The sequence below is a fragment of the Gemmatimonadota bacterium genome, from assembly GCA_026706845.1.
Classification (GTDB): domain Bacteria; phylum Latescibacterota; class UBA2968; order UBA2968; family UBA2968; genus VXRD01.
This window is the reverse complement of record JAPOXY010000200.1, coordinates 1-25900: the sequence shown is the minus strand read 5'-3', so window position 1 is coordinate 25900 and position 25900 is coordinate 1. Positions and strand designations below refer to the sequence as shown.

At 50.2% G+C, this 25900-nt stretch carries 23 protein-coding genes; 15 read left to right on the top strand and 8 right to left on the bottom strand.

Annotation, left to right across the window (positions count from 1 at the left end; genetic code table 11):
- Nucleotides 1-221, bottom strand: a 221-nt coding sequence (locus OXG87_18185; protein ID MCY3871482.1) for a hypothetical protein, incomplete at its 3' end; no start/stop codon positions are given.
- A gap of 101 nt (nt 222-322) precedes the next feature.
- Nucleotides 323-1093 carry an NUDIX domain-containing protein gene (locus OXG87_18180; GenBank protein MCY3871481.1) on the bottom strand — a complete coding sequence of 257 codons (771 nt, stop codon included), beginning with the start codon at nt 1091-1093 and terminating at the stop codon, nt 323-325.
- Nucleotides 1094-1226: 133 nt separating this feature from the next.
- Here OXG87_18180 and OXG87_18175 point away from each other — a divergent pair, with 133 nt between their 5' ends.
- Both OXG87_18175 and OXG87_18170 read left to right on the top strand, forming a co-directional pair.
- Nucleotides 1227-2489, top strand: a complete 1263-nt coding sequence (locus tag OXG87_18175) for an aminotransferase class V-fold PLP-dependent enzyme (protein MCY3871480.1) — start codon at nt 1227-1229, stop codon at nt 2487-2489.
- 67 nt (nt 2490-2556) lie between these two features.
- The gene (locus tag OXG87_18170) at nt 2557-3243 is read left to right on the top strand and encodes a cytidylate kinase-like family protein (GenBank protein ID MCY3871479.1); all 687 of its coding nucleotides are present in this window, start codon (nt 2557-2559) and stop codon (nt 3241-3243) included.
- 40 nt (nt 3244-3283) lie between these two features.
- Here OXG87_18170 and OXG87_18165 read toward each other — a convergent pair whose 3' ends face one another.
- From OXG87_18165 to OXG87_18150, 4 genes are all read right to left on the bottom strand, one after another.
- Nucleotides 3284-4696: a Glu/Leu/Phe/Val dehydrogenase gene (locus OXG87_18165; GenBank protein MCY3871478.1), complete on the bottom strand. Its 1413-nt coding sequence runs from the start codon at nt 4694-4696 to the stop codon at nt 3284-3286.
- A 35-nt stretch (nt 4697-4731) separates the two neighbouring features.
- Nucleotides 4732-5622: a TIGR01777 family oxidoreductase gene (locus OXG87_18160; protein ID MCY3871477.1), complete on the bottom strand. Its 891-nt coding sequence runs from the start codon at nt 5620-5622 to the stop codon at nt 4732-4734.
- Nucleotides 5623-5733: 111 nt separating this feature from the next.
- Nucleotides 5734-6147, bottom strand: a complete 414-nt coding sequence (locus OXG87_18155) for a DUF420 domain-containing protein (GenBank protein MCY3871476.1) — start codon at nt 6145-6147, stop codon at nt 5734-5736.
- A gap of 3 nt (nt 6148-6150) precedes the next feature.
- On the bottom strand, nt 6151-8724 hold the full coding sequence (locus tag OXG87_18150; GenBank protein ID MCY3871475.1) for a zinc-dependent metalloprotease: 2574 nt from the start codon (nt 8722-8724) through the stop codon (nt 6151-6153).
- A 446-nt stretch (nt 8725-9170) separates the two neighbouring features.
- On the opposite strand from OXG87_18150, the gene nadB reads away from it, so the two are divergent.
- From nadB to OXG87_18085, 13 genes are all read left to right on the top strand, one after another.
- On the top strand, nt 9171-10859 hold the full coding sequence (nadB, locus tag OXG87_18145) for an L-aspartate oxidase (protein ID MCY3871474.1): 1689 nt from the start codon (nt 9171-9173) through the stop codon (nt 10857-10859).
- A gap of 25 nt (nt 10860-10884) precedes the next feature.
- Complete coding sequence (guaA, locus tag OXG87_18140) at nt 10885-12699, top strand: glutamine-hydrolyzing GMP synthase (protein ID MCY3871473.1); 1815 nt, start codon at nt 10885-10887, stop codon at nt 12697-12699.
- 585 nt (nt 12700-13284) lie between these two features.
- Complete coding sequence (locus tag OXG87_18135; GenBank protein MCY3871472.1) at nt 13285-14148, top strand: type II CAAX endopeptidase family protein; 864 nt, start codon at nt 13285-13287, stop codon at nt 14146-14148.
- 316 nt (nt 14149-14464) lie between these two features.
- On the top strand, nt 14465-15712 hold the full coding sequence (locus OXG87_18130) for a glycosyltransferase (protein MCY3871471.1): 1248 nt from the start codon (nt 14465-14467) through the stop codon (nt 15710-15712).
- A gap of 12 nt (nt 15713-15724) precedes the next feature.
- Complete coding sequence (locus tag OXG87_18125) at nt 15725-17128, top strand: glycosyltransferase family 4 protein (GenBank protein MCY3871470.1); 1404 nt, start codon at nt 15725-15727, stop codon at nt 17126-17128.
- A gap of 53 nt (nt 17129-17181) precedes the next feature.
- Complete coding sequence (locus OXG87_18120; protein MCY3871469.1) at nt 17182-17397, top strand: hypothetical protein; 216 nt, start codon at nt 17182-17184, stop codon at nt 17395-17397.
- Nucleotides 17398-17514: 117 nt separating this feature from the next.
- Nucleotides 17515-17799 carry a hypothetical protein gene (locus OXG87_18115; GenBank protein ID MCY3871468.1) on the top strand — a complete coding sequence of 95 codons (285 nt, stop codon included), beginning with the start codon at nt 17515-17517 and terminating at the stop codon, nt 17797-17799.
- Between the two features lie 76 nt (nt 17800-17875).
- The gene (locus OXG87_18110; GenBank protein ID MCY3871467.1) at nt 17876-18094 is read left to right on the top strand and encodes a hypothetical protein; all 219 of its coding nucleotides are present in this window, start codon (nt 17876-17878) and stop codon (nt 18092-18094) included.
- A 103-nt stretch (nt 18095-18197) separates the two neighbouring features.
- Nucleotides 18198-18608: a hypothetical protein gene (locus OXG87_18105; GenBank protein MCY3871466.1), complete on the top strand. Its 411-nt coding sequence runs from the start codon at nt 18198-18200 to the stop codon at nt 18606-18608.
- Between the two features lie 216 nt (nt 18609-18824).
- Nucleotides 18825-21839 carry a peptidase domain-containing ABC transporter gene (locus tag OXG87_18100; GenBank protein ID MCY3871465.1) on the top strand — a complete coding sequence of 1005 codons (3015 nt, stop codon included), beginning with the start codon at nt 18825-18827 and terminating at the stop codon, nt 21837-21839.
- A 19-nt stretch (nt 21840-21858) separates the two neighbouring features.
- The gene (locus OXG87_18095) at nt 21859-23241 is read left to right on the top strand and encodes an HlyD family type I secretion periplasmic adaptor subunit (GenBank protein MCY3871464.1); all 1383 of its coding nucleotides are present in this window, start codon (nt 21859-21861) and stop codon (nt 23239-23241) included.
- Nucleotides 23241-24017, top strand: a complete 777-nt coding sequence (locus OXG87_18090) for a peptidylprolyl isomerase (GenBank protein MCY3871463.1) — start codon at nt 23241-23243, stop codon at nt 24015-24017. The genes OXG87_18095 and OXG87_18090 overlap by 1 nt, the downstream gene beginning before the upstream one ends.
- Nucleotides 24018-24117: 100 nt before the next feature.
- On the top strand, nt 24118-24531 hold the full coding sequence (locus OXG87_18085) for a hypothetical protein (GenBank protein ID MCY3871462.1): 414 nt from the start codon (nt 24118-24120) through the stop codon (nt 24529-24531).
- 113 nt (nt 24532-24644) lie between these two features.
- Here OXG87_18085 and OXG87_18080 read toward each other — a convergent pair whose 3' ends face one another.
- Nucleotides 24645-25496 (bottom strand): phytanoyl-CoA dioxygenase family protein, encoded by an 852-nt coding sequence (locus OXG87_18080; protein MCY3871461.1) that lies wholly within the window; start codon nt 25494-25496, stop codon nt 24645-24647.
- 14 nt (nt 25497-25510) lie between these two features.
- The coding region (locus OXG87_18075; GenBank protein MCY3871460.1) for a hypothetical protein at nt 25511-25900 on the bottom strand (390 nt) is incomplete at its 5' end.

The following is a 25900-nucleotide window of genomic DNA, read 5'->3' as shown; positions in this document are numbered from 1 at the left end:
ACACGCCCTGTGACGTTGAGACGCAGACCGAGGTCGGGGTGTTCGAGGACACCCGCATTGTCATTTAGCGTTTTTTGCGGCACATGCGCGCCGCCCGTGTGCTGGCCCGTGTGTATGGCTTCAAACATGTTCCACTCGTAGAACCAGAGGTACATGGTTAAATCATCTCGCCCATCGGGCGCGAATGAAAATCCGCGTCGCCATTTATCCAATGTGATCATTTGTTAGCTTTCAGCGGTCAGCCTTCAGTCCCCGCTCAATTTCTCCGTCCTGCGGGTTATTATCCTGTACATCCTTCAATCCTAATCATCCTGATCCTGATTCAGACGATATTTTTTGCCATGCCATTGGGCATGAAGATTTCGTGGCGCCTGGGGTCGGAGTAGCCTTCGATTTCCATGTGGGTGACGCCGGGGCTTTCGATAGCGGCTTTGACGATGTGTTTGTTAAATGTGCTGACAATTTCGCTGGAGAGATATTCCGGGACGGACAACCAGAGGCATTCTTCGATTTCGTCGGCCTGGATGGATATGTCTTCGCTCAAAGGCGAGAGGCGGCAGACAAAGTAGATGTCCGATTTGTCGTAGCGGTAGCCGTGCCAGTGCCGGAAACAGACCAGTTTTTCGAATTTTGTACGCACGCCGGTTTCTTCAAAGACTTCGCGCTGGACGCAGTCGGCAATGTGTTCGCCCGGGTGCAGAGCACCTCCGGGTAGTTTGTAGTAGGGTCTTGAGGAGCTTCGGTGTAATTCGCTGACGACCAGGAGTTCTTCGCGCTCGTTGATGACGACCCCGCCCGCGCCTATGTAATGCGTGGCGTATTCGGGTATGAAGGCATTGGGGGCGAGGGGTTTGGTGAGCAAAAGATAGTCTATTCCCGAGTGGTGAAATGTAAATCCCGCTTGTGTTGCCACTGGAATGAGTGCTGCCCGTTCAATGGGGATGTTGATCCAGACGAGCTTAAATGCCTCGCGTTTCCACTCCTGGAGGGATGTTGAGAGGCGCGTGCGAAATTCCTCGGGATCAGACGGCAGTGCTGCTGGATCCAGTTCAATGCCCTGAAAGCGGTTTGGCGTGGCTTCGAGTATTTGCATAGATTACCTCGTTCATAGGATGATTGTGAACCGGCACATGGTAAGGAACATCACAAAATCGAGCAAGGGATTTGCGGTGGGCAGTTCTACTTGACAGCGGTCATGAGGACGATCATATTGAATGAAGTAAAAAATGATGCGCGAGGTTGAAACAGTTGATGGGTTGGAGGCGTTAAAAGGCTATCGAGGGAGGGGTAACATGGTGTCTATTTTTGAACAGTTGGGCGTACGCACCATTATTAATGCTGCCGGGCCAGTTACGCGTTTGAGCGGGGCGCGCATGGATGAGGATGTGATCGATGCGATGCGCGAGGCATCACAGGTGTGCGTGGATATTGCAGAGCTACAGGCAGGGGCAGGGAAGTTGATTGCCGAGGTGACTGGTGCCGAAGCCGGATATGTGACATCGGGGGCTGCGGCAGGGCTGGTGCTCGCAACGGCGGCGTGTGTTACGGGTATGGATCCGGGAAAGATGAACCGATTGCCCGATACGTCGAGAATGAAAAATGAGGTGATTATGCCCCGGTCACATCGCAATTTTTACGATCATGCGGTGCGTTCAGTGGGTGTGAAGCTTATTGAGGTGGGCATTCCAGATCGGTTTAGCGGCGCGGGGGTGCGCGATACAGAGGCCTGGGAAATTGCCGATGCGATGACCGATCAGACCGCGGCGATTGTTTATGTGGCGCAGTCTTTCGCGCAGCCGCCTTTGCCACAGGTGACGGCTGTGGCGCACAAACGCGGGGTGCCCGTCATTGTCGATGCTGCAGGTCAGTTGCCGCCAGCGGCAAATTTGAAGCGGTTTGTCAGCGAAGGTGCCGATGCGGTTTGTTTTAGCGGCGGAAAGACCATTGGCGGGCCTCAAGGTGCGGGCATTTTGTGCGGACGCCGGGATCTGATTTCCTCGGCGGCATTGCAGCATCTGGATCTGGATGTGCATTATGACCTGTGGAATCCACCTCCTGAATTGATCGATAAATCCGCATTGCCAGGTGCGCCGCAGCACGGGATTGGGCGACCGTGCAAGGTGGGAAAAGAGCAGATTGCGGGGGTGATGGTCGCACTGCAAAAGTTTGTCGCAGAAAGCGACGAGGCGCGGCAGGCCCGCTGGTCGCAGTGCCTCCAGGATTTGGCAGATGAGATAAGTGATTTACCGGGGTGCGATATGAGTATGGATGCCTACCGCACAATACCCATTTTGCGGCTCGAGCTTTCTCCGGCGGAAAGAGGCGTGGAGGTGGCGCGGCAGTTAATGGAAGGCGATCCGAGTATTCATATTAGTACATCGGGCGTTTACGATGGCGTGTTGATTTTTAATCCCATGTGTTTATCAGAAGATATGATCAAACCGATTGCCGATCGGTTAAAAGTGTTAATCACGAGTTGCGATTCGTGAGATTCCAACCATTGTACGCAGGCTTTGCCTGAGCACTAATTCCCCCATTTTACAAAGGAGGCGTGCCATGGGTGTTATCACTATTTCAAGGGAATACGGAAGTGATGGACGTACTGTTGCCCGGAAGGTCGCCGAGACACTGTCTTATCACAATATAGATAAAGATTTGCTCGTTGAGGTGGCACAAAAAGCCCAGGTGCCGGTGTCAGAAGTCGAACGCTATGACGAGCTACCCGAACATCCCGCACTGAGAATTTTGCGAAAATTTCTCACGCCCGGATACGCAGATACCTTGACGGGGTTGTCGGAATACGAGTGGTGGGCTGCGGCGACTGTGCCCGAGTTGTCAGAGCACAAAGAGCAGGCGCTGACGACAATGGATGAAGAGGTGTATGCGAAGTTGACCGCAGAAGTGGAGGTGCAATTGGCCGATCAAGGCGATGTGGTCATATTGGGGAGAGGTGGGCAGGCTGTCTTGAAAGGCCGCGAAGATACGTTGCATGTGCGCGTGGTGGCGACGCAAGACTTTAAGCTGGATGTGGTGAAAGAGCGCGATCAATTGACTAACGATGAGGATGCAATAAGGCGAATGAGAGGCGTGGATGAGCGCCGCAGGACGTATATCAAACGCCATTATAAGGTGGCCTGGGATAATCCACATCTATACTCTGTCATAGTGAATACCGGCTTTTTGGGCGTTGATGGTGCCGTAGATGCGATTGTTTGCGCTGCACAGAAGGTGATCCGCAGATGAACGCAGATTGTAGGGGCGAGGCATGCCGCGCCCTCCTTTTTCAAAGTCCCATTTCTATATACGCCCGTGCGATTTTTTCTATGGCGATGGCAAATGCAGCGGTGCGTAAATCTGGCACATTGTCGCGAGATTTGTGGATTTCACTCATGGTTTGATAGGCAGTGCTCATGGTGTCTTCGAGGCCTGAGCGCACGAGGTCCAGTTCATCCGAGCCATAAGAGAGTCTTGCTTTGAGATGGTCTGGAACGGGTTTGCCAACCATTTCTTCCAGGGCGGTGATGATTTGCGCGCCGCGATGTGCTTCGTGGCGTCTGTCGAGGCGCCCGAAGCGGATGTGCGAGAGGTTCTTGATCCATTCAAAATAAGAAACTGTGACGCCGCCCGCATTGAGGTAGGCGTCGGGTATGATGGTTTTTCCTGCCTCGCGCAATACGTTGTCTGCCATGTAAGTGACGGGACCATTGGCCGCTTCTGCTATTACTGGCGCTTTGATGCGTCTGGCATTTTCAAGTGTGACCTGGCCTTCAATAGCGGCTGGTATGAGTACGTCGCATTCTGCTTCGAGCAGGCTTTTGCCATTTGCAATACAGGTGGCTTCTGGAAAGTGTTTTAATGAACCGTGTTCCGCGCGGTAAGCAGCGACTTCTTCCACTGAAAATCCCTTCTCTGATAGGATTGCTCCTTCGCGTTCAATAATGCCGATGATGCGCGCGCCACCTTCTTCTTCGAGATATTTGGTCGCGTGAAAGCCCACATTGCCCAATCCCTGTACGATTATGCGCTTGCCTTCCAAATTGCCTTTCATGCCCGCGTTTTTGACGTCTTCTGAGTTGTTAAAAAATTCCTTGATGCCGTAAAATACACCCCGTCCGGTTGCTTCGACACGTCCCTGAATACCCCCTTGGGAAAAGGGTTTGCCCGTTGTGCAAGCGATGGCGTTGATGTCTTCCGGGTGCAGGCTGCGATACGTATCTGCGATCCAGGCCATTTCTCGTTCTCCGGTTCCCATGTCGGGTGCCGGGACGTTGAGGGCTGGATTGATATATCCCTTTTTGATCAATTCCTGTGCAAAACGTCGGGTAATGAGCTCGAGTTCGTGGGCGTTGTATTCTCGGGGATCAATGCACAGACCACCTTTGGCACCACCAAAGGGCACATCGACGATTGCGCATTTATACGTCATGAGTGCGGCGAGTGCTTCTACGTCATCCTGGCTGACTGTGGGTGCGTAACGGATGCCTCCTTTGACGGGCAGTCGATGCTCGCTGTGAACAGAGCGCCATCCCGTGAAGATGCGATAGCTGTCGCGGAGTTTTACAAAGAAGCGCACCAGGTAAATGTTGTTGTTGATTTTGATCTGGTCGGCCAGTCCCGGGGGCAAATCGAGCGTTGCTACTGCACGGTCAAACATGAGGTCAACGCTTTCTTTGAAGCTGGGTTCAGGTGAGGACATAAATATTTCTCCGGACATGGTGAAATGAAGTGTTCTTATAACAGATGACGCAGGGCAGGCTCGAGGTGGGGATGGGCAAAGGTGAAGCTGGTGTTTTCGAGGCGTGAGGAGATAACGCGGGTGCTTGCGAGCAAGAGAGCATCGGCCATTTCGCCGAGTGCGAGTTTGGCGGCAAATGCGGGTAGGGGAAAAATTGTCGGGCGAGATAGGACGCGACCGAGGGTTTTGGTAAATTCGCGATTGGTGACAGGTGTTGGAGATACGGCGTTGATGGCACCGCTGATGGATTCGTGATCTATTGCAAAGAGGAATAGGGAGATCAGGTCGTCGAGGGTGATCCAACTCATGTACTGATTGCCCGATCCAATGATGCCGCCCAATCCCAATTTGAAGGGCAAGAGCATTTTGCCGAGTGCCCCGCCTGTGGGGGATAGAACAAGGCCGATGCGCGGGTGGACGGTTCGTATGCCAGCTTCTGTGGCGGGTTTGGCGGCGTTTTCCCAGGCGATGGATACGTCCGGGAGAAAGCCTTCTCCTGGCGGGCTGTCTTCGGTGAGGATTTCGTCGTCGCGATTGCCGTAATAACCGATGGCAGAAGCGGAGATGAAGACTTTTGGCGGCGGAGATACAGATGCGAGTGTTTGGGCGAGCAAGGTGGTGCCCTGTACGCGGCTGTCGCGGATACGCGCCTTTTGCGCTGCACTCCAGCGTCGGGAGGCGATGTTTTCTCCGGCGAGGTGTATGACGCCATCTATGTTGGTGAGGCGCGAGGGATCGAGGGTATTAGAAGATGGGTCCCAGGTGATTTCATCGTTGTTGCGGGCAGTGCGTCGGGTGAGAGACAATACGCGGTCACCGCGCGCGCTCAGTGCGGTTTTGAGTGCTGAGCCAATGAGGCCAGAAGCACCGGATATCAGGATTTTCATAATTTTCAACTTTCGGGACGGCACAGGGGCCGTCCCCTACGATGATATTGTGGTTTGTTGTAGGGACAACCCCCTGTGGTTGTCCTGCGACCCCCTGTGGTCGCCCGCTGACTACTGTTGATAGAGCATCAGGTAGATGATGACGCCGGTAATTGAGACAAATATCCAACTGGGCCAAACCCATCGGGCCAGGCGGCGGTGGCGATCAAATTCGCCTTTGTAGGCTCGCCAGACCAGCGCGATGATGAAGGGCACGTTGACAGCGGCGAGGATGATGTGCGGAATGAGTATGGCAAAGTAGATCGGGCGCGTCCAATCGCGGTGTGGATAGGGCACAGAGCCGACCTGGCTGTGATAGATGAGGTATGAGGTCAGAAACAGAGCCGATAAGATCAACGCTGTGACCATGCATTTTTGGTGCGTTTTGATGTCGCCGCGTTTGATATAGATGAATCCCAACAGCAGAAAGATGGTGCAAAGTCCGTTGAGAAAAGCGTTTGTCGCGGGCAGGTCTGTGATGGACATAGTCTAACGTTTATCCAGTGCCTGTTCAATCATGTGGAGGATATAGCCGGTGTGGGCTTCGGTGCTCGCATCGGTTGTTTTTTTATTTTTGAGCATGCTTTGAATGGCTTTGAGATTGTGCAGAGCGATGGCGCGAGATGCATAGATCCGCTTGGTTTCGGGGTCGATGATGTCGATGAGCCGATCGACGTATTCAGCCTGCAAGTTCTGGCGGAAAGAATTGACCGTGCCTTCGGCGTCTGCTGCAAAGACGGCATTGGTTAAGTCGGTCATCATATCGGACAGTGCGTATTCGTTGCCGTAGAGCGCGGTGTCGAGCAGGCGGGCCTGAACTGCCGGGTGTAAGAGGTGGCTGAAGACGCGTTGTTGAATGCCGATTACGCGGTCGTGAATTTTGGGGTCTTCTGGGGCGCGGGAGAAGCCGAATCCGCGTCGTTGTTCCTGCAAATGGTTATAGAGCCCGGACGGCATATCAAACGCATTGGGCGATAGGACGTATTTGGCGAGTGCTTCCATCGCGCGTTTCTGGTCGGCGAGAGCTACTGGCGTGAATGGCCGGGTTGCGCCGGTTTGACCGATGACTGCGCGGTCAACGTAAATGCCGCCGATATAACGGGAGAGTACGATTGCGGCATTGCGGTGCTGCGCAGTGAGAATGAGGTAGGCCGTTTTCAGTTCGTGATAGGTGTTGCCTGGCGTGTTGTACTTTGCGAGGATTTTGTTTTTGACGTCGTTTACCAGTTCAATCCGACCCGTGGCGTGGACGATGGCATCGCTGCTGAGGTCGTAGATCATCACGCGCGGGTCAATGCCGCGATTCGACGAGCGCATGTCGTCGGCGTCATTGCCAAACATGAGTTTGGGTTCTGTGGAGCGCGCGAGAATTTTTTCGAGGCGTTTTTGTTCGTCTTTGATATTGTCCCGCCCGGGAGAATATCCAAATTCAATAGCCCAAATATCGTAGGGACCAGGGCGTGTGGTGTAGTAATGGCCCTGTTTTTGCCCGGGCAATGAGAGGTTGACGCCTGGATAGTCCATGACCGAACCGGTGAGGCCCATTTTGTCGGTTCGGCTTTTGTCGTGGAGTTGTGCTGGGGTGTGCAGTTGACTGGATTTCATGTTGTGGCTGAGACCGAGCGTGTGGCCGATTTCGTGCAGGATGAGATAGTAGATGCTTTCTTTGAGCAGTGCGTCAACTTCAAGTTTGGATGCGCCAGAAACGCGCAGGGCCTGTGTGCCAAAGAGGTTGGATGCGTGTAGCTCGTGGCCCAGGGAACAGTATTGGGGCAGGTCTGAATCGGCGTTGGGTGTCGCGTTGTCAAAGAGCTTGTCATAGCGCAGGCTATTCGTGAGAAATACAAATTCGAGCATGATATCAGCACCCAATATTTGTCCGGTTCGCGGGTTGACAAAGCTTGGACCATATCCCCCAAATGGTGGATTGGGGGACGAGGTCCAGCGCAAGACATTGTACCGGATATCGCCAGCTTCCCAATCGGCATCATCGGGCTGTTCTTTAATCACCACGGCATTTTTGAATCCAGCGGCTTCAAAGGCGATATTCCAGGCGAGAGCCGCTTTTTTGATGGTTGGGCGCAGTTCTTTTGGGGTGGTGTTTTCGATCCAATAGGTGATTGGTACGACTGGGTCGGAGCGTTTGGCTTTGAGGTCCCTTTTTTTTATGTGCCAGCGGTGGATCAAATCGCGATAAGGCGTCGCGCTTTTGGAGGTCAGATCGGTCACCTGTGTGCTGAAGTAACCGACGCGCGGGTCGTCAAATCGCGGTTGATAATCATTTTTTGGCATTTCGATCAGGGTGTGTTGCAGGGTAATCGTCACATTGCGGGCATCGGTTATGCCGTCGCCGCCGCCTTTGGGATTGGGATTTTCATAGGTGTAGGCGATGATGAAATCCGTGTTTTTGGGATAATTTTTGATGGATAGACATTTGGTTTTGGTTTTGCTGAGTTTGCCTAGGGAGAAATTGTTGCGGTTCTGCGTTCGGTTGACGCGATGGAGTGCTTCTGTGAGGAAGATACCATCGGCTTTGATGAGGATGTTGCCCGTGGAGTCATTGCGTGCTGCAATTTTTTCCGATACGAGAATAGAAGGGCTGATGTTGGCTTCGGCTGCGCGGCTCAGGGCGTTTTTGGGATCGAAATAGTACGCGGTGTTTTCAGAGATGATTTCGATTTTGTCAAAGTGCTTTTGAATGGAAAGCACGCGGCTACCGCGATAATTGCCCCTGTATGTTCCCGCCGATACGGGGGCGTTAACGGTGTGGGTGAAGTAGATGTATTCTTTGCCGATTTGCGATTCGCGGATTTGCAATTGCAATGCGCCTGTGGTCGTGTCTTCATAAACGGTGAAGAGTCCGGGGTACTTGCGGCTGGATTTGGTGAGGTCGGCAATGGTTTTCTTTGGTGTGTCCTTTTTGGGCGTTTCCTTTTTTTGGGTTTTTGCGGAGTCCCGTTTGGCGACCTTTGTCGAATCCGCAGGTTGTTTTTCCTGCGCCTGAATGGAGAATGCAATTCCAAAGATAAGGGCGACTGCGATTAATAGACGTTGAAAATTCACGGCTATATCTCCTTTTGGTTGTGGTCATTATGGATATCTTCGCTACGCAAAATTACCCAATTGTTTCAAAATTTTCAAGTGTGTATCTCGGCGATATGAGCTATCAATTGACTTTATGTTTTTTTTTCTTATCTTTTTCGTTCCATTTTTTGAAGGATTATGTCACTAACGCGAGGTATGAAAATGGCAGAGGCGGGAGATCGCGGATCGGCTGAGTAGCCGAAAGGCGAGAGAAGTGCAGGAAGATTTGCTCTATGGGCGCCGAACACGGCGTGAGATATTGGATCTGGTGATGGAAGCTGTGGGCTGCAATGAATATTCAGCGGAAGATTTTTTGCGTGAAATTGTGAAGTAAGTAAAAGCGATCACAGTCTGATTTTAGTATGTTTGCCGCGTATTGACGATTCAATACGCGGCTCAATATTTTTTGACCTGTAGGGTACGACATGTCTGAGGTTTCTAAATCTGATTATCTGGTTATTGGCAGTGGTATTGCGGGCCTCTCATTTGCGCTTAAAGCGGCAGAGACCGGGTCTGTCACCCTGATTACAAAAAAAGAATTTCAGGAATCCAATACCAATTACGCACAGGGCGGTATTGCTTCTGTTTTGCATCCAGACGATTCGTTTGAGCTTCACAGGGAAGATACCATTCAGGCTGGCGCGGGTTTGTGCCGCGAAGATGTGGTGGATCTGGTGGTGCAGGCAGGTCCCGATATGGTTAAGGCACTCATTGCCTGGGGGGCCGAGTTTACGCGAGCGAGTGAGGGGTGTACGACTGGTGATTTGCAACCACCGTTATATTCCGATTCAGAAGTTCATAATCTCGCGCTCGGGCGCGAGGGCGGGCATTCGAAGAATCGCATTGTGTATGCCGCCGATCTGACCGGGCGAGAGATTGAGCGGGCATTGACCGAAGCAGCGGCAAGACATCCTAATATTGCGTTGTACGAGCATCACATGGCGATTGATTTGATCACGGAACACCATGTGTATGGTTCGAAAATTTCAACGCCGGGGAAGATTCAGTGTTGGGGTGTTTACGCACTGGATGCCGTGCATGGACAGGTGAAGACTTTTTTGGCAAAGTTTACGCTGTTATGTAGCGGCGGGTGTGGTCAGATTTATTTGCATTCGACCAATCCGGCTATTGCTACGGGCGATGGTATTGCCATGGCGTATCGCGCGGGCGCAAGTGTGGGCAATTTGGAGTTTATGCAGTTTCATCCCACGACGCTTTATCATCGGGATGCAGATTCATTTTTGATTTCTGAAGCGGTGCGCGGGCATGGCGGTGTTCTGGTAGATCGGGCGGTGCGGGCGTTTATGGCCGATTATCACGAGATGGGGCCGCTTGCACCTCGAGATGTGGTGGCGCGGGCAATTGATAGCGAGTTGAAAAAGAGCGGTGATCCCTGTGTGTTTCTCGATATTACGCATTGTCCGGGCGCAGAGCTTCAGGAGCGTTTTCCCACGATTTATGAGCGGTGTTTGCAATTTGGCATTGATATAACACAGCAGCCCATTCCGGTTGTGCCCGCCGCGCACTATATGTGTGGTGGGGTGTTCACAGATACGCATGGGCGCACGGATATCGAAAGGCTTTACGCTTCGGGTGAGGTCGCCTGTACGGGGCTACACGGGGCGAATCGCCTGGCGAGCAATTCGCTGTTAGAAGCTCTGGTTTTTTCCGATCGCGCGTTTTCCGATATCCGACAGCACATAGATGCGCGGTTCGATTTTCCCGATGTGCCAGCCTGGCAAGACGATGATGTGTTTAATACCGAAGAATGGGTGTTGCTATCACACGACCGGCAAGAAGTACAGCGTTTGATGTGGGATTATGTGGGGATTGTGCGGTCGGATTTTCGTTTGAAGCGCGCAGCCCGTCGCATTGGCGTGATTGTGCAGGAGGTCGAAGAATTTTATAAGCGCACACAAGTTACCGAGGCATTGCTGGAGTTGCGCAATATGACGACTGTTGCCGCGCTGACTGTGCGCTGCGCATTGTCTCGCCGCGAAAGCCGGGGTTTGCATTATACGCTCGATTGTCCTGCACCATTCAAATCTGCAGATGATACGGTGGTGTCTGCCTGGGAAACGTGGGGTGCGGGGCTGCCGGTTATTGAAGTATGAAGTGTGAAGTATAAAGGGAGTTTTTATGCGCGACGGCATTGCCGTGATTGATTTTGGCGGGCAATATGCCCATTTGATTGCCAATCGGATTCGCAGGTTGCGGGTTTATTCCGAGATTTTTCCTCCGGATGTTGATCCTGCGGCATTGCAGGGTGCGTCGGGCATGATTTTTTCGGGTGGCCCATCCAGTGTATATGATCCCGATCCGCCTGCGTTTAATCCCGGATTGCTCGGTACCAATTTGCCCATACTCGGGCTGTGTTATGGGCATCAGTTGTTGTGCATGCATTTGGGGGGTGAGGTTGTTGCTGGTGAGGTACGAGAATACGGTTCTGCCAGGTTGAATATTGCAGGTGGATCGGATTTGTTTGCTGGGCTTGGCGATTCCCAGGTGGTTTGGATGAGCCACGGCGATGTGGTCGCATCGCTGCCAGAGGGTTTTGAAATTTTGGGGGCGACCGAGGATTGTCCTTCGGCAGCGGTTGGCGATGCCAAACGCAGGATTTATGGCTTGCAATTTCATCCCGAGGTGGCACATACGCCGCGCGGATTGGATATTCTCGATAATTTTTTGACGATATGCGATGCGCCTCGAACCTGGACTATGGGCAATTATGCCGAGGTGGTTATGGAGGAGATGCGGGAGAAGGTGGGGGAGCGCAATGTGTTTTTGCTGGTGTCGGGAGGGGTCGATTCTTCGGTGGCTTTTGTGCTGTTTAACAGGGCGCTGGGCGCAAACCGGGTGTTGGGGTTGCATATTGACAATGGTTTTATGCGAAAGGGCGAGACGGCTGCGGTGGAGGTTTTTCTGAAAGAAGAGGGGTTTGACAATCTGATTGTCGAGGATGCCAGTGACGATTTTTTGTTGGGCGTGGAGGGTCTGGTCGATCCAGAAGCAAAGCGCGAGGCGATTGGACACACATTTTTAGAGGTGAAGGACGAGGTGATGGCGCACCTGGATTTGGATGCGGATCAATGGGTTTTGGGGCAAGGTACGCTTTATCCCGATACCATAGAATCGGGAGGGACAGAGCACGCAGCGTTGATTAAGACGCATCACAATCGCATTGATTTGATTGATGAGTTGATTGCACAGGGCAAGGTTGTCGAGCCTTTGGCACAGTTGTACAAGGATGAGGTGCGCGAGTTGGGGAGCGAGTTGGGGTTGCCCGATCATCTGGTGTGGCGACATCCGTTTCCCGGGCCCGGTCTGGCTGTGCGCTGTTTGTGCTCAGATGGCGCGGTGGATGGGGTTGATATTGCAGCATCAGAGCGAGCTGCTGCTGAGATTGCTTCTGAGGCGGGTTTGCAATTGCGGGTTTTGCCCGTTAGAAGTGTGGGGGTTCAGGGTGATTTTCGCACGTATTCGCATCCCGCGATTGTTTCGGGTTTCACAGCCGAAAGTAATGGCGATTGGCGCGTGCTCGAAGATTTGTCAACGCGGATTACCAATAGCGTGCCGGGTATTAATCGCGTGGTTTGTCTTGTCGCGCCAGATGTGTTGCCCAGGGTGCGTCTCAAACGCGCATTTTTGACCTATCAGAGGCTCGATGTTTTGCGGGAGGCCGATGCTATTGCCATGCGCGTGCTCGACCGTGCGGGTCTTATGCCTGCTGTGTCTCAGATGCCGACTGTTCTGGTGCCGTTGACGACAGATGGGCAAGATGAGATTGTGATTTTGCGCCCGATTACGACTCCGGATTTTATGACTGCGCGTTTTGCCGAGTTGCCCCACAATCTGGTGCGCGATATGGCGGATGAAATACTGGGTCTGTCCGGTGTCGCTGCCGTGGGGTACGATATAACCCACAAACCGCCAGGGACTGTGGAATGGGAATGAAAGACAAAAGCGGAGGTTCTGACTTGGGACCTCAAAAGGAATCCAATTAGAACCTGGTTTCTATACCCTGTCAGACGCTATCTCCACATCCCCTGAAGAATATCAAAAATAGCTCAGATTTTATAGAATCCAGAGGATTCTGGCAGTTTTTTTGCGGTGTGATTCTGCTTGTTATCATCCACGAAGGCTCTCATATGATGGCTTTACTAATACGCGGAGAGCAATTCGAAAGTATAAAGTTCGGTTTTAGTAAGAAATGGTTGGCACCATATTGTCATGCTTCGAGTATGATCAGATTGAGAACTTACCGACTCTTTTTAATTTTTCCATTGGTCATAACAGGGCCTATAGCGGTACTGATTTTATTTTTTTATCCAACAGAATGGTTGGTTTTTTTAACTGCTATGACTTTTTCTGGGTGTACCGCTGATGTCTGGTTGTTTCTTAAGTTGTGGTCAATGGACGGTAATCTTTTTGCACAAGATTCTGCATCAGAACCAGGTGTTGAACTATTTGAGTGAGAGATATTGTCAGATGTTGTATGTGCGGAGTTGCCACGTTTTAGATTCACCTTGAGAGATTGAGATGGCATATCCAAATCTGAAGCAGTCTATTTGGCTGCTGGTATTATTGAGCCTCATTACAATTGGCTTAGCCATATTGCTTGACATTATAGGTGCCATTATTGACGAGCCTCTGTCTGAGAATACTTACCTGACGAGACTTGTGTCACTGGTAAGTTTTATTCTGATTCTGTGCTATGTTTCACACCGGACGGGTCGAACCTGGAAAGATATGTTGCCTCTTGCTATTAAAAATATAGACTATGATTGGCGCATGTGGCTTTCCGTTGGATTGTCTATTTTTGGACTGTGGATTGTTCTTTCTGAATTGGACAATGCTGTGATATCTGTGCTGCCAATGCCCGAAATGGTTCAGGACATCTTTCATCAATATTTCGGCAAAAAAAAATCTTATCTATCAGTCTTATTTGGCACAGTTGTGGTAGCCCCTCTTACTGAAGAGATCGTTGATAGAGGCATTATCTTGAAAGGTTTATTGGCACATTATACTCAAACTCGAGCGATTGTTTGGTCGGCACTTCTGTTTGGTCTGTTTCATCTGAATCCGTGGCAATTTCCAATAGCTTTTATATTGGGACTTGTCTTTGCGTATTGGGTTATCCAAACGGGGTCTTTGTGGCCTGCAATTTTGGGACACGCACTGAACAATTTGATATCTGCGACATTTTGGCATTTCGATGTACCGGGTTTTCCTGTTTCAGAAGATTTGAACGTTGTGGTTCACAATCCGTGGTGGTTGAATGTGTGCGGACCAATATTGGCGGCGATTGGTTTGTGGTGGTTTTTTCAGGTGGCGAAGCGCTACAAAACAGATCAGCTTGAGACGGATGTTGAACTTGAGGAAACTTCGGGATGCGATAAATGAGGTGGATGTCTGCCCCCGGCACCTCGGCAACCGTTACTTTATCAAAAAATATAAATTTGACAGATTTTTTCACTTTTTTGAATTGCAATTGAATAAAATGTACACCTTTCCTTAAATAGCGACTCACCTGATTCGCAAGCGTGGGTCTGCTAACGCAAATTATATATCCTTGTTTTTTAGTGCCTTAGAATATTCTGAGGCACTTTTTTTTGTTTTTTTCGAAAATGGGCACGGCATTTGCAAGGGATGCTGTGTGCAAATCGCACGAACGAGATTGAGGCGGACGAGATGTCCGCGATGATAGAGGGGTGAAGTTTTGAAAAATACTACGGTTGTATTTTACAGCCAGCATCTCATTGGCGTTGGGCACCATTTTCGCAATCGACAGATTGTCAATGCGCTGGTGAAGACATGCGATGTGTTTTTCATCGACGGCGGGCGCCCCGTTCCCGAGGCAGACCTTGATGAAGATGTGGTGCGTATTTCTCTGCCGTCCCTTCGCACGGGCGCACAGGGCATTGAGCCTGTTGATAAGGAGCGCGATTTACAGGCTGTGATGCACGAGCGTCAGGTCAGGCTTTCCGAAGCGATGGAACAGATTCGCCCCGATGTGTTTTGTGTTGAGTTTTTCCCTTTTTCCCGGTGGTCGCTCAAGAGCGAGATCCTCAATACCATTGTCAGGCTCAATGAGGTCAATCCCGGCGCGAAGGTGTTGTGTTCGCTGCGCGATATTCCAACGCGGGCAAAAAGCAATGTGTTGCAACCGGCTGTCACACCTGTCCAGAGACACGATGGGGACGCAATGCGGTTTTATTCGGTGCCTTTTGGCGGGATACATCACGAGTATTTGGCTTTTAATCGGCGGTATTACGAGGAGGTTGTGCCCGTGTTGAATCAGTATTTCGATGCGGTATTGGTGCATGGCGATTTCCAACTATCCCGGTTGGAAGATCACTTTCCCTGGACTACTGATATCGATATTCCCGTGGTTTATACGGGGTTTGTCTCTGAAAAACTCGAGGACGCATCTCGGCCTGATGGTGTACCGAATCGGTATGTGCTGGTCAGTGCTGGCGGCGGGGCTGAGGGGCTTGCGCTTGTTGCGCCGTGTATTGAAGCGTGGAAACAATTGGAGCGGGACAATGCACGCGATGGACGCCAGATGGTGATTTTTGCCGGTGCGTTTATCGAGGAGAAGCATTTTGAGGCTTTGCGCGCGTTGTGTGGTGATGGTCCATTTCGTATCGAACGCTTTACGTCCAATTTTTTGGCGTGGATGAAACACGCGGATTTGTCGATTAGTCGTGCGGGCTACAATACGTGTATGAATGTGCTTGAGACACAGGTTCCGTCGATTCTGGTGCCGAGTATTGCAATGGATGATCAGGAATTTCGCGCACAGAAGTTGATGGGGTTGGGCATTTCAAGGGTGATACATCCGGATCAACTCGGTGCGGGAAAGCTGGCAAAAGCCATTGCCGGAATGCTCGAGAGTTCTGTGCCCGAACACCATCTATCACTGGATGGTGCCGAGCAAACGCGAAAGTTTATAGAATCAGTCTAAATGAGGTGAAAGATGAAAATTTATGTGTCACATCCGTATCACGACCACGAGAAAGTGATGGCGTCGAATGGCGGGGCGGTTCTTTCGGGTTTTAACCATGTGCAGGCGTTATCGAAGTATTGCGAGGTGTATATGCCAGCGTCTGAAGCTGTGGATTATGGTCCGAATTTGCACGGTATTCAACCCGCATTTGAGACGATTGATGCGTCTCGTCAGTGGTTTGAGCGGCAGGATTTTGATGGTGTGTTGATGTTTGAACCCAGGGCAGATGACCTGGCGTTTTTCCGCCATGTGTGTCCCGCACCCATTGTGATTCGGCTGTCGTGTTCTTTTGGTCACAATCGGGATTTTGTCGATAAAGTGCTTCAATGTTATTCGCTGTTGCGGCCTTATGATGCCCTGTCGCCCAAGTCGGCGTATGTCGCTGACGAGGTGGGCAAGCTGGTGTTTGACAGATCGTATTTGCGTCCGATTACCAATGGGGTAGATGCCGAGGTGTTCAAACCGATGGATAAGTTGCAAGTGCGCAAAGAGGTTGCGGATAAGACGGGTGATCAACGTTTTTTGGAGATGCCAGTGGTGGGGTTTTCTGGGCGATTTGAGCCGGGCAAGGGTGCGTATCCGTTTTTGCGCATGGCCGATCTGAATCCCAATGTGTTGTTTGCTGTGATTGGCAAGCAGTTTGCACCTGTGACACATCCTCCCAATGTGATCTTTTTGGGCGCGCAACCCTATACGGATATGCCGCTGTACTACAATATGCTCGATGTGCTGTGTTCGCTGTCGGTGTATTCGTATGAGTCGTGTCCTTCAACAGTACTAGAAGGCATGGCGTGTGGTCTTCCGGTTGTGGCGACCCATTTTGCGGGCGCGCCAGAGTTGTTGGGCAGTTGTGGGCGGTTGATTGAGATTGAGCGATTTGAAGATGAGCCATTGAATGTGACGGGTTATATCGCCCCAGAGATGATTTCAGATGTTGTGCGCGATTTGTTGAATAGCAAAAGGGAGCGTATAGAAATGGGTGAGGGAGCTCGCAAACGCGCACTCGAATTTTCCTGGGATCATACGGCGCAGCAGCACATGGCATTGTTTGAAGATCTGCGGACCAGGCGCGATGCACCCGCTTGCCCGATACCAATAACCGTGAGTTTTACACAGGGTTGTGATGTATCTGGTGTGCCGAAAAGTGTGTCTAAGGGATTTAACTATTTGGGAAGCGTGCAAGGCCCATTGCCGCGCATTTCGTTTTTGGGGCAAGATATGTCTCTTATTGAAGGTCTGGGACTTTACTTGATGCAACATTTACACCCAAACGAAGTCGAAGCTGCTCTGATGGGCTTATGCGAGACGCGCGATAGAGCTTATAAGACGCTTCGCAAAATCCGACACTTCAGCGATATGCTCACGGCTCCCTGATTGGCGAAGGGATACGGCTTATGTTGAGGTGGTAAAGAAAGGAGGTGAGAGGAATGACGCGACGAATTGTATCAAATCCCGAGCAATCGGGCGCAGGTGTGACTAATCTGCCGATTAAAACGAGTGATTTGAATAGAATTGAAATTGCTCAGATATCTGGTGCTGATGGATGTTTCCCGGTCCCAGAAGATGATACCAGTGAGGATTTTGACCCGACACTGGAAGATATTTTGGGGGATGGCTTTGACCCCTGGCCCTGGCCAATGTAGTTCAGAACCCGGTAAGTATTTGGTCCTGTGAACATATTGGTCATTTGTTGTAAATCTCAAATTTTTACTCAAGTACTGGGTTGATGAGTCTCACTATTCATTGCTTCGGAGGATATCATGTCCGCTATCGCATTAAATAATCGCGTGACTTCAGATTCAGATGCTGCTTTTGCCTCTTGCACGGCACTGCCTGTCCATCAAACAACGCTTAATGTTGAAGAAATGGCGGGTATTGATGGCTTATGGGATTGGGGCGATTTTGCTTCTGAGATTGTTGAAGGTGCTATAGTTGGTGCTGTAGCTGGTGGTGTTACAGGTGTTGGTATTGGAGTAGGTGCTGTGGGCGGTGCTATAGCTGGTGCTTGCACTTATGCTTTCGAAGATATGGTAACGGACGATTGATTATTCCAAATGGCTTTCGGATCGGTGTCAAAGAAGAGCTGTTTGCGCTAAATCTACGAGAAAGGAGGTGAGAGAAATGACTGAGCGCGTTACATCAATGCCAGCACGAGCTTCTGTTACCTGTGTTCAACTCCCCGGTCGAGAAATCGAACTGGCATGTGGTGAGATGGCGAATACACCAGGGGGATGCATTTTGCCAGGAGAAGATTTGTTTGAGTACGACCCATTTGAGCCTCTTGAAGATATTATTGATGATATCGGCGATACGGTGAGTGAATGGTGGGCTTCCTGGTAGCAATCGCTCTACATTCCATAAGACGCTATTTCTGTTGTTCAGGTACTGGACGAAAACCATCTTTTTTTTCTGAATCTTGCAATTCATTTACCAGGAGGATGTTATGTCCGCTGTCGCATTAAATAATCGCGTAACTTCAGATTCAAATTCAGACGCTGTTTTTGCCTCTTGCACGATACTACCCATCCATCAAACAACGCTCAATGTTAAAGAAATGGCGGACATTGATGGCCAGGGCGGTGTGGCAGATACTATTGATGCAGCGATAGATTATATTTCGGATGTTGTTGATTCAGTAGGAGATTATGTTTCTGAGGCTGCTACTACTGCCAGGATAGCTCTTACCGGTAGTGGGACTACTTATCATGACTTAGATCCTGATCCATTTGGTTTCCCAACAGCACCGAAGAGAGAACTGAAGATTATCACTCAGGAAATACATTCCTGCAATCAGCCGGTCGTGTACTCAACTTATGGGACTTGTTTGTGTAAGGGGCCGCCCAGAAAGTGGTAGGTCCGATGTGCATCAACCCGTCATTCCCGCACACGCACAGCAATCCCGCTACTTCTATGTGTCTGACGGCGTGTGCAGGAGTGACGGCGTTATATGAGGCAGGACTTACGTCGCGCAGCATTGGAGAGTAGATAGCTTGCCTGACAGAGTCTCAGAGCGTTTTGAAAATCAGCAGTGTAGTTGAGTTGTAGATATGTTGCAGGACGGTTGGAGAAAATGAATCTTTCGCACTTTTTCGCCAAAAACTCAGTTCGGTCACAATCTGTTCGTTTTCCCTTTGGAGGGGTCGTTTTTCAACAGGGGCAAGCGGGGGAGGCGTTTTACATTGTGCAGTCTGGACGGTTGCGGGTGATCAAGCAGGATGCGAATGGCACTTCGACGACCGTGGGCTATTTGTATGCGGGCGATCATTTTGGCGAAGGAGCATTGTTGAATAGGCAAAGGCATCGGGCAACGGTGCGAGCGGTTGAGGATGCGGATGTGTTGCAGGTGCCGAAGGATGCGTTTTTTAAGGCTGTGAGAAAACATTCTGACCTAAGGGCATATTTTGAGGGGCAGATTGCCTGTATTGCGTATCGGGATTTTACGCGTTTTTTGAAAGGGGATGTTCCAAACGAGGCGATGCGGGTGTTGTTTGCACGGTTGAAGCGCGATGCGGTTGAGGCGGGAACGACGGTTGTTGATCGAGGGCAATTCGGACAGCGGTTTTATTTGATTGGTAGCGGTCAGTTGGAGGCTGTGTTGGAAAATGGGGATACGGTGATTTTGCGTCCGGGTGATTATTTTGGCGATGAGAATTTGTCAGGTGATAAAAGGGTGATTCGCAGTCGGCGTGATAGTGTGCTCTTTTATATAGATAAAAGCGATTTTAATAAGTTAAAAGCTATGATACCAGGATTTGAGACGATGTTGGAGAAAGGTCGCATATCGCGTGGAGAAGAGGGACCGGGGAGGGAATTGCGCTCTGTGTCTGATTCGCCTGTTGTGCATTCTGTGACGAAAAAAGATACGAAGTCTAATACAGCATCCAATGTGGTTAATATCAGCATAGACGGTGCAAAACCACAAGTGCCCACCTGGTTTCGCTTTCCGTTTTTGAAGCAACACGATCAATCGGATTGCGGCGCAGCGTGTTTGGGCATGATTTGTAAGTATTACAAGATGCCGATTGGGTTGAACAGACTGCGCGATATGTCCAATGTGTCGCGGTATGGCACGTCGATGGCGGCATTGGCCGAGGCTGCGGAAACCATAGGTTTTGTCACGCGCGGCGTGCGTACGGGTTATGAAGCCCTGATGCGAACAGAATTGCCGGCCATTCTGCACTGGGAAGGCAATCACTTTGTGGTCTTGTATCAGATTAATAATAAGGAGGTGAAGATAGCAGATCCCGGCGTGGGCATTCGCAAGCTGTCTCGGGCAGAGTTTGAGAAGGGTTGGACAAACAGGGCACTGTTGTTGGAATATACGGATCAGGTGGCGGAGAATGAACCGTCTCAGTCTTCTTTTAAGCGGTTTTTCCCTCTGATAAAGCCCTATACAGGCATTTTGATTGAGGTCCTGTTAGCGTCTTTAGTACTCAGTCTATTTGGTCTGGCATCGCCCATTTTTATGCAGACGATTGTCGATCAGGTCTTGGTGCATCACGATGAGGATTTGTTGAATTTGATGCTGGTGGGTATGGTCGTTGTCGCGTTATTTCAAATGGGTACATCGACGTTGCGCGTCTATTTGATCGGATATGTGAGTGCGCGGTTGAGTATTGCGATGTTGTCGCGCTTTTATCGGCATTTACTATCGCTGCCCATGCAGTTTTTTGCCCTCAGGCGCACGGGCGATTTGACCACGCGGTTTCGGGAGAATGCAACGATTCGGCGTTTGTTGACGGGTACGACGATTTCTGCGGTTCTGGATTTTATCATGCTCTTTGTCTATCTGGGCTTAATGTTTTATTACAACGCCGAACTGACGCTGGTCATGCTGATTTTTGTGCCGCTCTCTGTGGGTCTTACGCTGATTTATACGCCCATTTTAAAGTCTTTTAGCCAGCGCGCTTTTCTGGCACGCGCAGAACAATCATCGGTTTTAATTGATTCGCTGCACGGCATTGATGTGGTCAAAGCCACGGCAGTAGAACGCGCGACGCGGTGGCATTGGGAAGGCAAGTTTACCAAGGAGATTCAGATCGGCTTTCAACGGTTAAAAATGCAGATGTTGTTTGGGGGAATAGGGAGTGTGATCAATTTGCTCAGCAGTACGGTGATTTTGTGGTATGGTGCCTCATTGGTGATTGCGGGGAACCTGTCGGTGGGACAGTTGATGGCGTTTAATGCACTGATTGGCAATGTGATGGGACCGATTATGGGTTTGATTGGAATATGGCCGCAGGTGCAAGAAGCGCGTATAGCGCTGGATCGGTTAAATGATGTGTATGATACTCAGATGGAGGATGCGCGGCAACAGGGTCAGGGGTTGATCTTAAAGCATTTGGAAGGACGGGTGGTTTTTGATGAGGTGTTTTTCAGATATGGTGTGGGTTCTGATGAGCCTTATGTGTTGAATAACATTGATCTGATTCTTGAACCGGGTCAAAAGGTTGCAATTGTTGGACGCAGCGGTGCGGGTAAGACGACGTTGGTAAAGTTGGTGCCCCGTTTGTTTGATCCGTCAGAAGGGCGGGTGACGCTGGATGGTATGGATGTGCGAGATCTGGATCCTCAGCGGTTGCGGCGGCAGGTGGGTATGGTGATGCAGGAGCCGTTTTTGTTTTCTGGCACGATTGCAGAAAATATCGCTATTGGTCAGTCAGATGCGGACATGGATCGCATTTTGGAAGTTGCGAAGTTGGCCTGTGTACACGATTTCGTAAGCGATATGCCTTTGGGTTATGAGACAAAGGTGGGCGAGCAAGGTGTGGGGTTATCGGGTGGACAACGACAGAGAATCGCGATTGCACGGGCGCTGTATTGCGATCCGAAAATTTTGATTTTTGATGAGGCGACCAATGCGTTGGATACGGATTCAGAACAGGCGATACAGGCGAATTTAGATCTGTTTTTGGATGCTCGGACGGCGTTGATTATCGCGCATCGGTTGAGTACGGTGCGCGATGCGGATGCGATTGTGGTGCTGGATAAGGGTCATATTGTGGAGATGGGGACACACGATGAGTTGATGGTGCAACAGGGTTTGTATTATCACATGTGTAGTCAACAGTTGCAGGTGGTGTGATTTAACAGGAGTCTGCATCATGGCAGAACCACTTTTAGAGACACCAGCAGAGACAATGTCTCCCGGTATAATCCAGGGACAAGATGATGCGGCAGAAGAGGTGCATGCGTTTATGGGGTCTTTGCGGCCCTTTTGGGGTCGTGCATTGCTCTATATTGTCCTGATGTTTGTGATTGTTGCCATTACCTGGGCGTGGTGGAGTAAGGTGGATGTGGTGACATCGGCCCCTTTTCGATTGGTGCCCCTCGGACAGGTGAAGGCGGTGCAGGCGCAACGAGGTGGTGAGATCGAGTTGATAGGTGTTAAAGAAGGGGATCATGTCGAGAAAGGTGAGGTATTGTTCAAGCTGAAATCCTGGGAGACCTGGGGAGAGTTGCGGGAATGGGAACAGGCAAAGATGGCTTTTCAAAAGGCAGAGTACGATTTCAAGACGGTGTTGCCACAAAGGGCGAGGTTAAATCGAGAGACGATAGGAGCATTGGAACAACGTCTTTCTGTTTTGCAGCAGTTTATGGTGGCACATCAGGATGCGCTGGAAGATTATCAAAGCGATGTGGGCGAGGTTGAGGGATCGAAAAGCAAAGTATCTGACGCGGGATTGCAAGCGCAGATTGGGTTTCGACAGGCTGAAATTGATCTTATGAAAGGGGAGTTTTTGCAGCAGAAGACGCTGTTTGAGCGCGAATTGATCAGCCGGGCAGATATGAATCGCGCGCGTGTGCAGTATTTGAGTGCTCTATCCGCGCTTCCATCGCGCATGTCAGAGATATATAAGAATGAAATGGCTGCGGCTGATCTCAAGCATCAAATCACAGAGGCGCGGATTGCACACGAGCGGGAGGCGTCGCAGATGCGACACGCTTATGAGACTACACAGTTGCAATTGAAACAGGCACGCAAACGCATTGATCGCACTCTGGAAGCCGAGTCGGATTTGATCTTAGCACCTGAACCAGGGATTGTCACACAGGTGATGGTGAATACGATGGGACAGGTGATCAGTAAGGGGCAGCCTCTAATTGCGCTGGCACCGGCTTCTGCGCCGATGGTTGCAGAAGTGATGGTGTTGAATAAAGATGTGGGCTTGCTCAAACCCGGGCAATTGGTCAAGCTGAAATACGATGCGTATGCCTTTCAGGATTTTGGTATCAAACGCGGGTGGCTTACATCCATCTCGCCCGATGCAGTGAGTGATGAAAGTGTCGGGCCAATATTTAAGTGCGTTGTTGAACTGGAAGAAAATACGATGCGTGTGAAAGGATATGACAAGCCTTTGATGTTCGGTATGAAGGGCACGGCAGAGATGATGACAGATCGCCAATCGGTCTTGCTGATGTTGCTTTCTCCTTTGCGACAGCTTTACGAGTCGGCGAAGTACGATGTGCAGGAGGGAACGTTGTGATGTCAGAGGATGCCATATTGGTTCAGGTTAATGGTATCGCAGTGCCATTGCGCCATATCGTGCGGCAGATGGGTGTTGCTGATAATCTGCTTTTTTTCGATGGATTTGCGCGTAGAGAATTGATCCGGCAACTCGCCCGGCGCGAGGGTGTTTGTGCAGCACAGGAAGATATTCAGCGCAGGGTAGATGACTGGCGGTATCAACATCGTTTGGAACGGGTGGAAGATACAGAGGCCTATCTTGCAAAGCGGGGTATTACACTTCAGGATGTGACAGAAGATGCCGAGGTGAGGCGGCTGGAGTATTTGCTGTCTGAGAAGATTGCCGAGGGACAGGTGGAATCCTATTTCGCGCAGCACACACTGGCGTTTGATGAGGCGGAGATTTGCTGGATTTTTCACACGGATAAGGATGTGATTGACGAGGTTGATTTACAGATACGAGACGAAGGTGCAGATTTTTACGCGATGGCGCGTCGGTTTTCTCAAGATGCACATACGCGATCAGGTAGTGGCTTTTTGGGGCGTGTTCGGCGCAAGCAGTTGCCAAAGGGGATTGCTGCGCGCGTTTTTGCTGCTTCAACAGGTGAAGTTTTGAGACCGGAAAAAGTATCGAAAGGCTTTGCGTTGTATTTGTTGCAGGAACGCTACCCGGCAACACTAAATAAACGGACAAAAAAGGAGATCCGCAAGTATCTGTTTAATCAATGGTTGCAACGAGAGATGCAGCGGGCAGATATACGGTATCCGATTTGGCAGGGGAAACTCCAAAAATAGAAGGAGAAGGCAGGTAAAAATTATCCTTGTTGTGTTAGACATGTATTTTCTCTATAATTGTATGAAGAGGAAGTATATTACGAAAAGAGGCTGTAACAGGATGGCAGAAAAAACAGACGAAGAAAGGGTGTCTATTTGGAGCACAGGAGATAAAGAAAGAATATGGTTTATATCCTTAGCCTCGGCATTCTTTTATACTTCACTTATACTGGTTCTTTGGCACAAAATTATTGAAGTTGATTACAGTGCGATTGTTGAAGTAATCAATATCATAGGGTCTGCAAGTCTTGCTGCCATCGCATTAGCATTCTTCATTATAGAGGGGGTAAATCTTATGATTGTTCCAGTTGAAAAATATCGTCAAAAACTACGACAGGAGTGGCGACAGGAGGGGCGGCGAGAAGAGCGGCAAAAGATTTTTAAAGCAATAGAGTTAGCCTGTCCGGAGGTTGATATAGAGGTCATCCGTGCTGCATTGGAAGACCAAAATAGGAGTGCAGAAAACAGTAAATGATTGCGCCAGAAGACGAAAGGGTATCTGTAAAATAGATAGCCCGTGTTAAATACATCAACGCGGGCTATTTTGTTTGATATTTTACCATTAACGGGATAAGCACAGGGGGCGTGTCAAGGCATCACAGCTTCTTTGCCCTGATATTCTCGGATCCAGCTTTTCAAAGGTACGTCCTCTTCTTTTGGGGATGTGTAGCCGTGAATGCCCGAAGGGGAATATCGACACATCTGCTTTCGGATTGGACTTAGTTGATCCCAGAAATTTTCCACGTTGCAGTCGCCGCGCGCTTGAAGCCAGCGATAAGCGTAGCCGTAGAAGACCACCTTGCGGGGTTGCGTCCAATAATTTGCACTCGCCGAATGCCACAACCGGCGGTCAAAAATAACGGCTGATCCCCGGGGAGCGAGGACGGGTATGGCGCCTTTTACCATCTGATTGCGATTTCCGTTGGGCCATTTCATCGTATCTTTTAACTGGCTTCCCGGTATGACGTGAAAATTGCCTCGCCCCGGTTCGCTGGTATCCGATAGAAAGTAGGCCACTTTGACTGATAAGCGCGGCCTTGGGCTTGTCTCCATTTCCTGATTCACGCGCCCGGTATCCTGATGCCAGCCGATTCCCAAACCGCGTTTGCTATCTGGTGGTTCGGGAGGCGTGACGTCCATGTGTGCCAGATAGATTTGAATATTCCATCCCAAAATTCCCCAGACTTTTGGAAATGTGGTGTAGTGATCGATCAAGTCAATAAATACCTGATCCCGCCCTATGAAGTCGAGTTCGTGAACCCGCTTATGGGGTTCGATTTTTTGCTTTTCGCGTTCTTCGGCATTGACGCGGTCAACTGCTCTGGTCAATTGTCTTCTTTTTGTGTCGCTCAGCGCGTTTTCAATGATCAGATAACCGCGATCCTCAAATTCGAGCCGTTCGTCTTCAGTGAGGCAATGGTTTAGCCAGCGTCTGTTCATAGCGTATCTCCTTATCAAGAAAAGAGGTTGGCCTTCCTTTTTTTTCGATCCAGAATGTAAAATTTGATAAGTCCTATCCCACCGATTAGACCACAGGGGATTACAATGTAGCGGTACATTGATACTTCGTCATATCGAAGCGATGCACCGGTCGCGCCCATTGTCGCTACGACAAATGATATGTGAATGAGTTTTTGAGATAGGTTTTTGTTGGTAAAGGTAGAGAGCAGAATCAATGCGAGTGCGGTGTGGAAAATGACAAATCCCGCATATCCGTTTCGCACGGCGAGATCGAATTGCCAGTCATAGCGATATATCCATACCATAAGTACATGTACCAGAATGATCAGAGCGATAGCACGCCACAGCGCGATCGGGTGTTGTCCCCGCAGGGTGAGCACGAC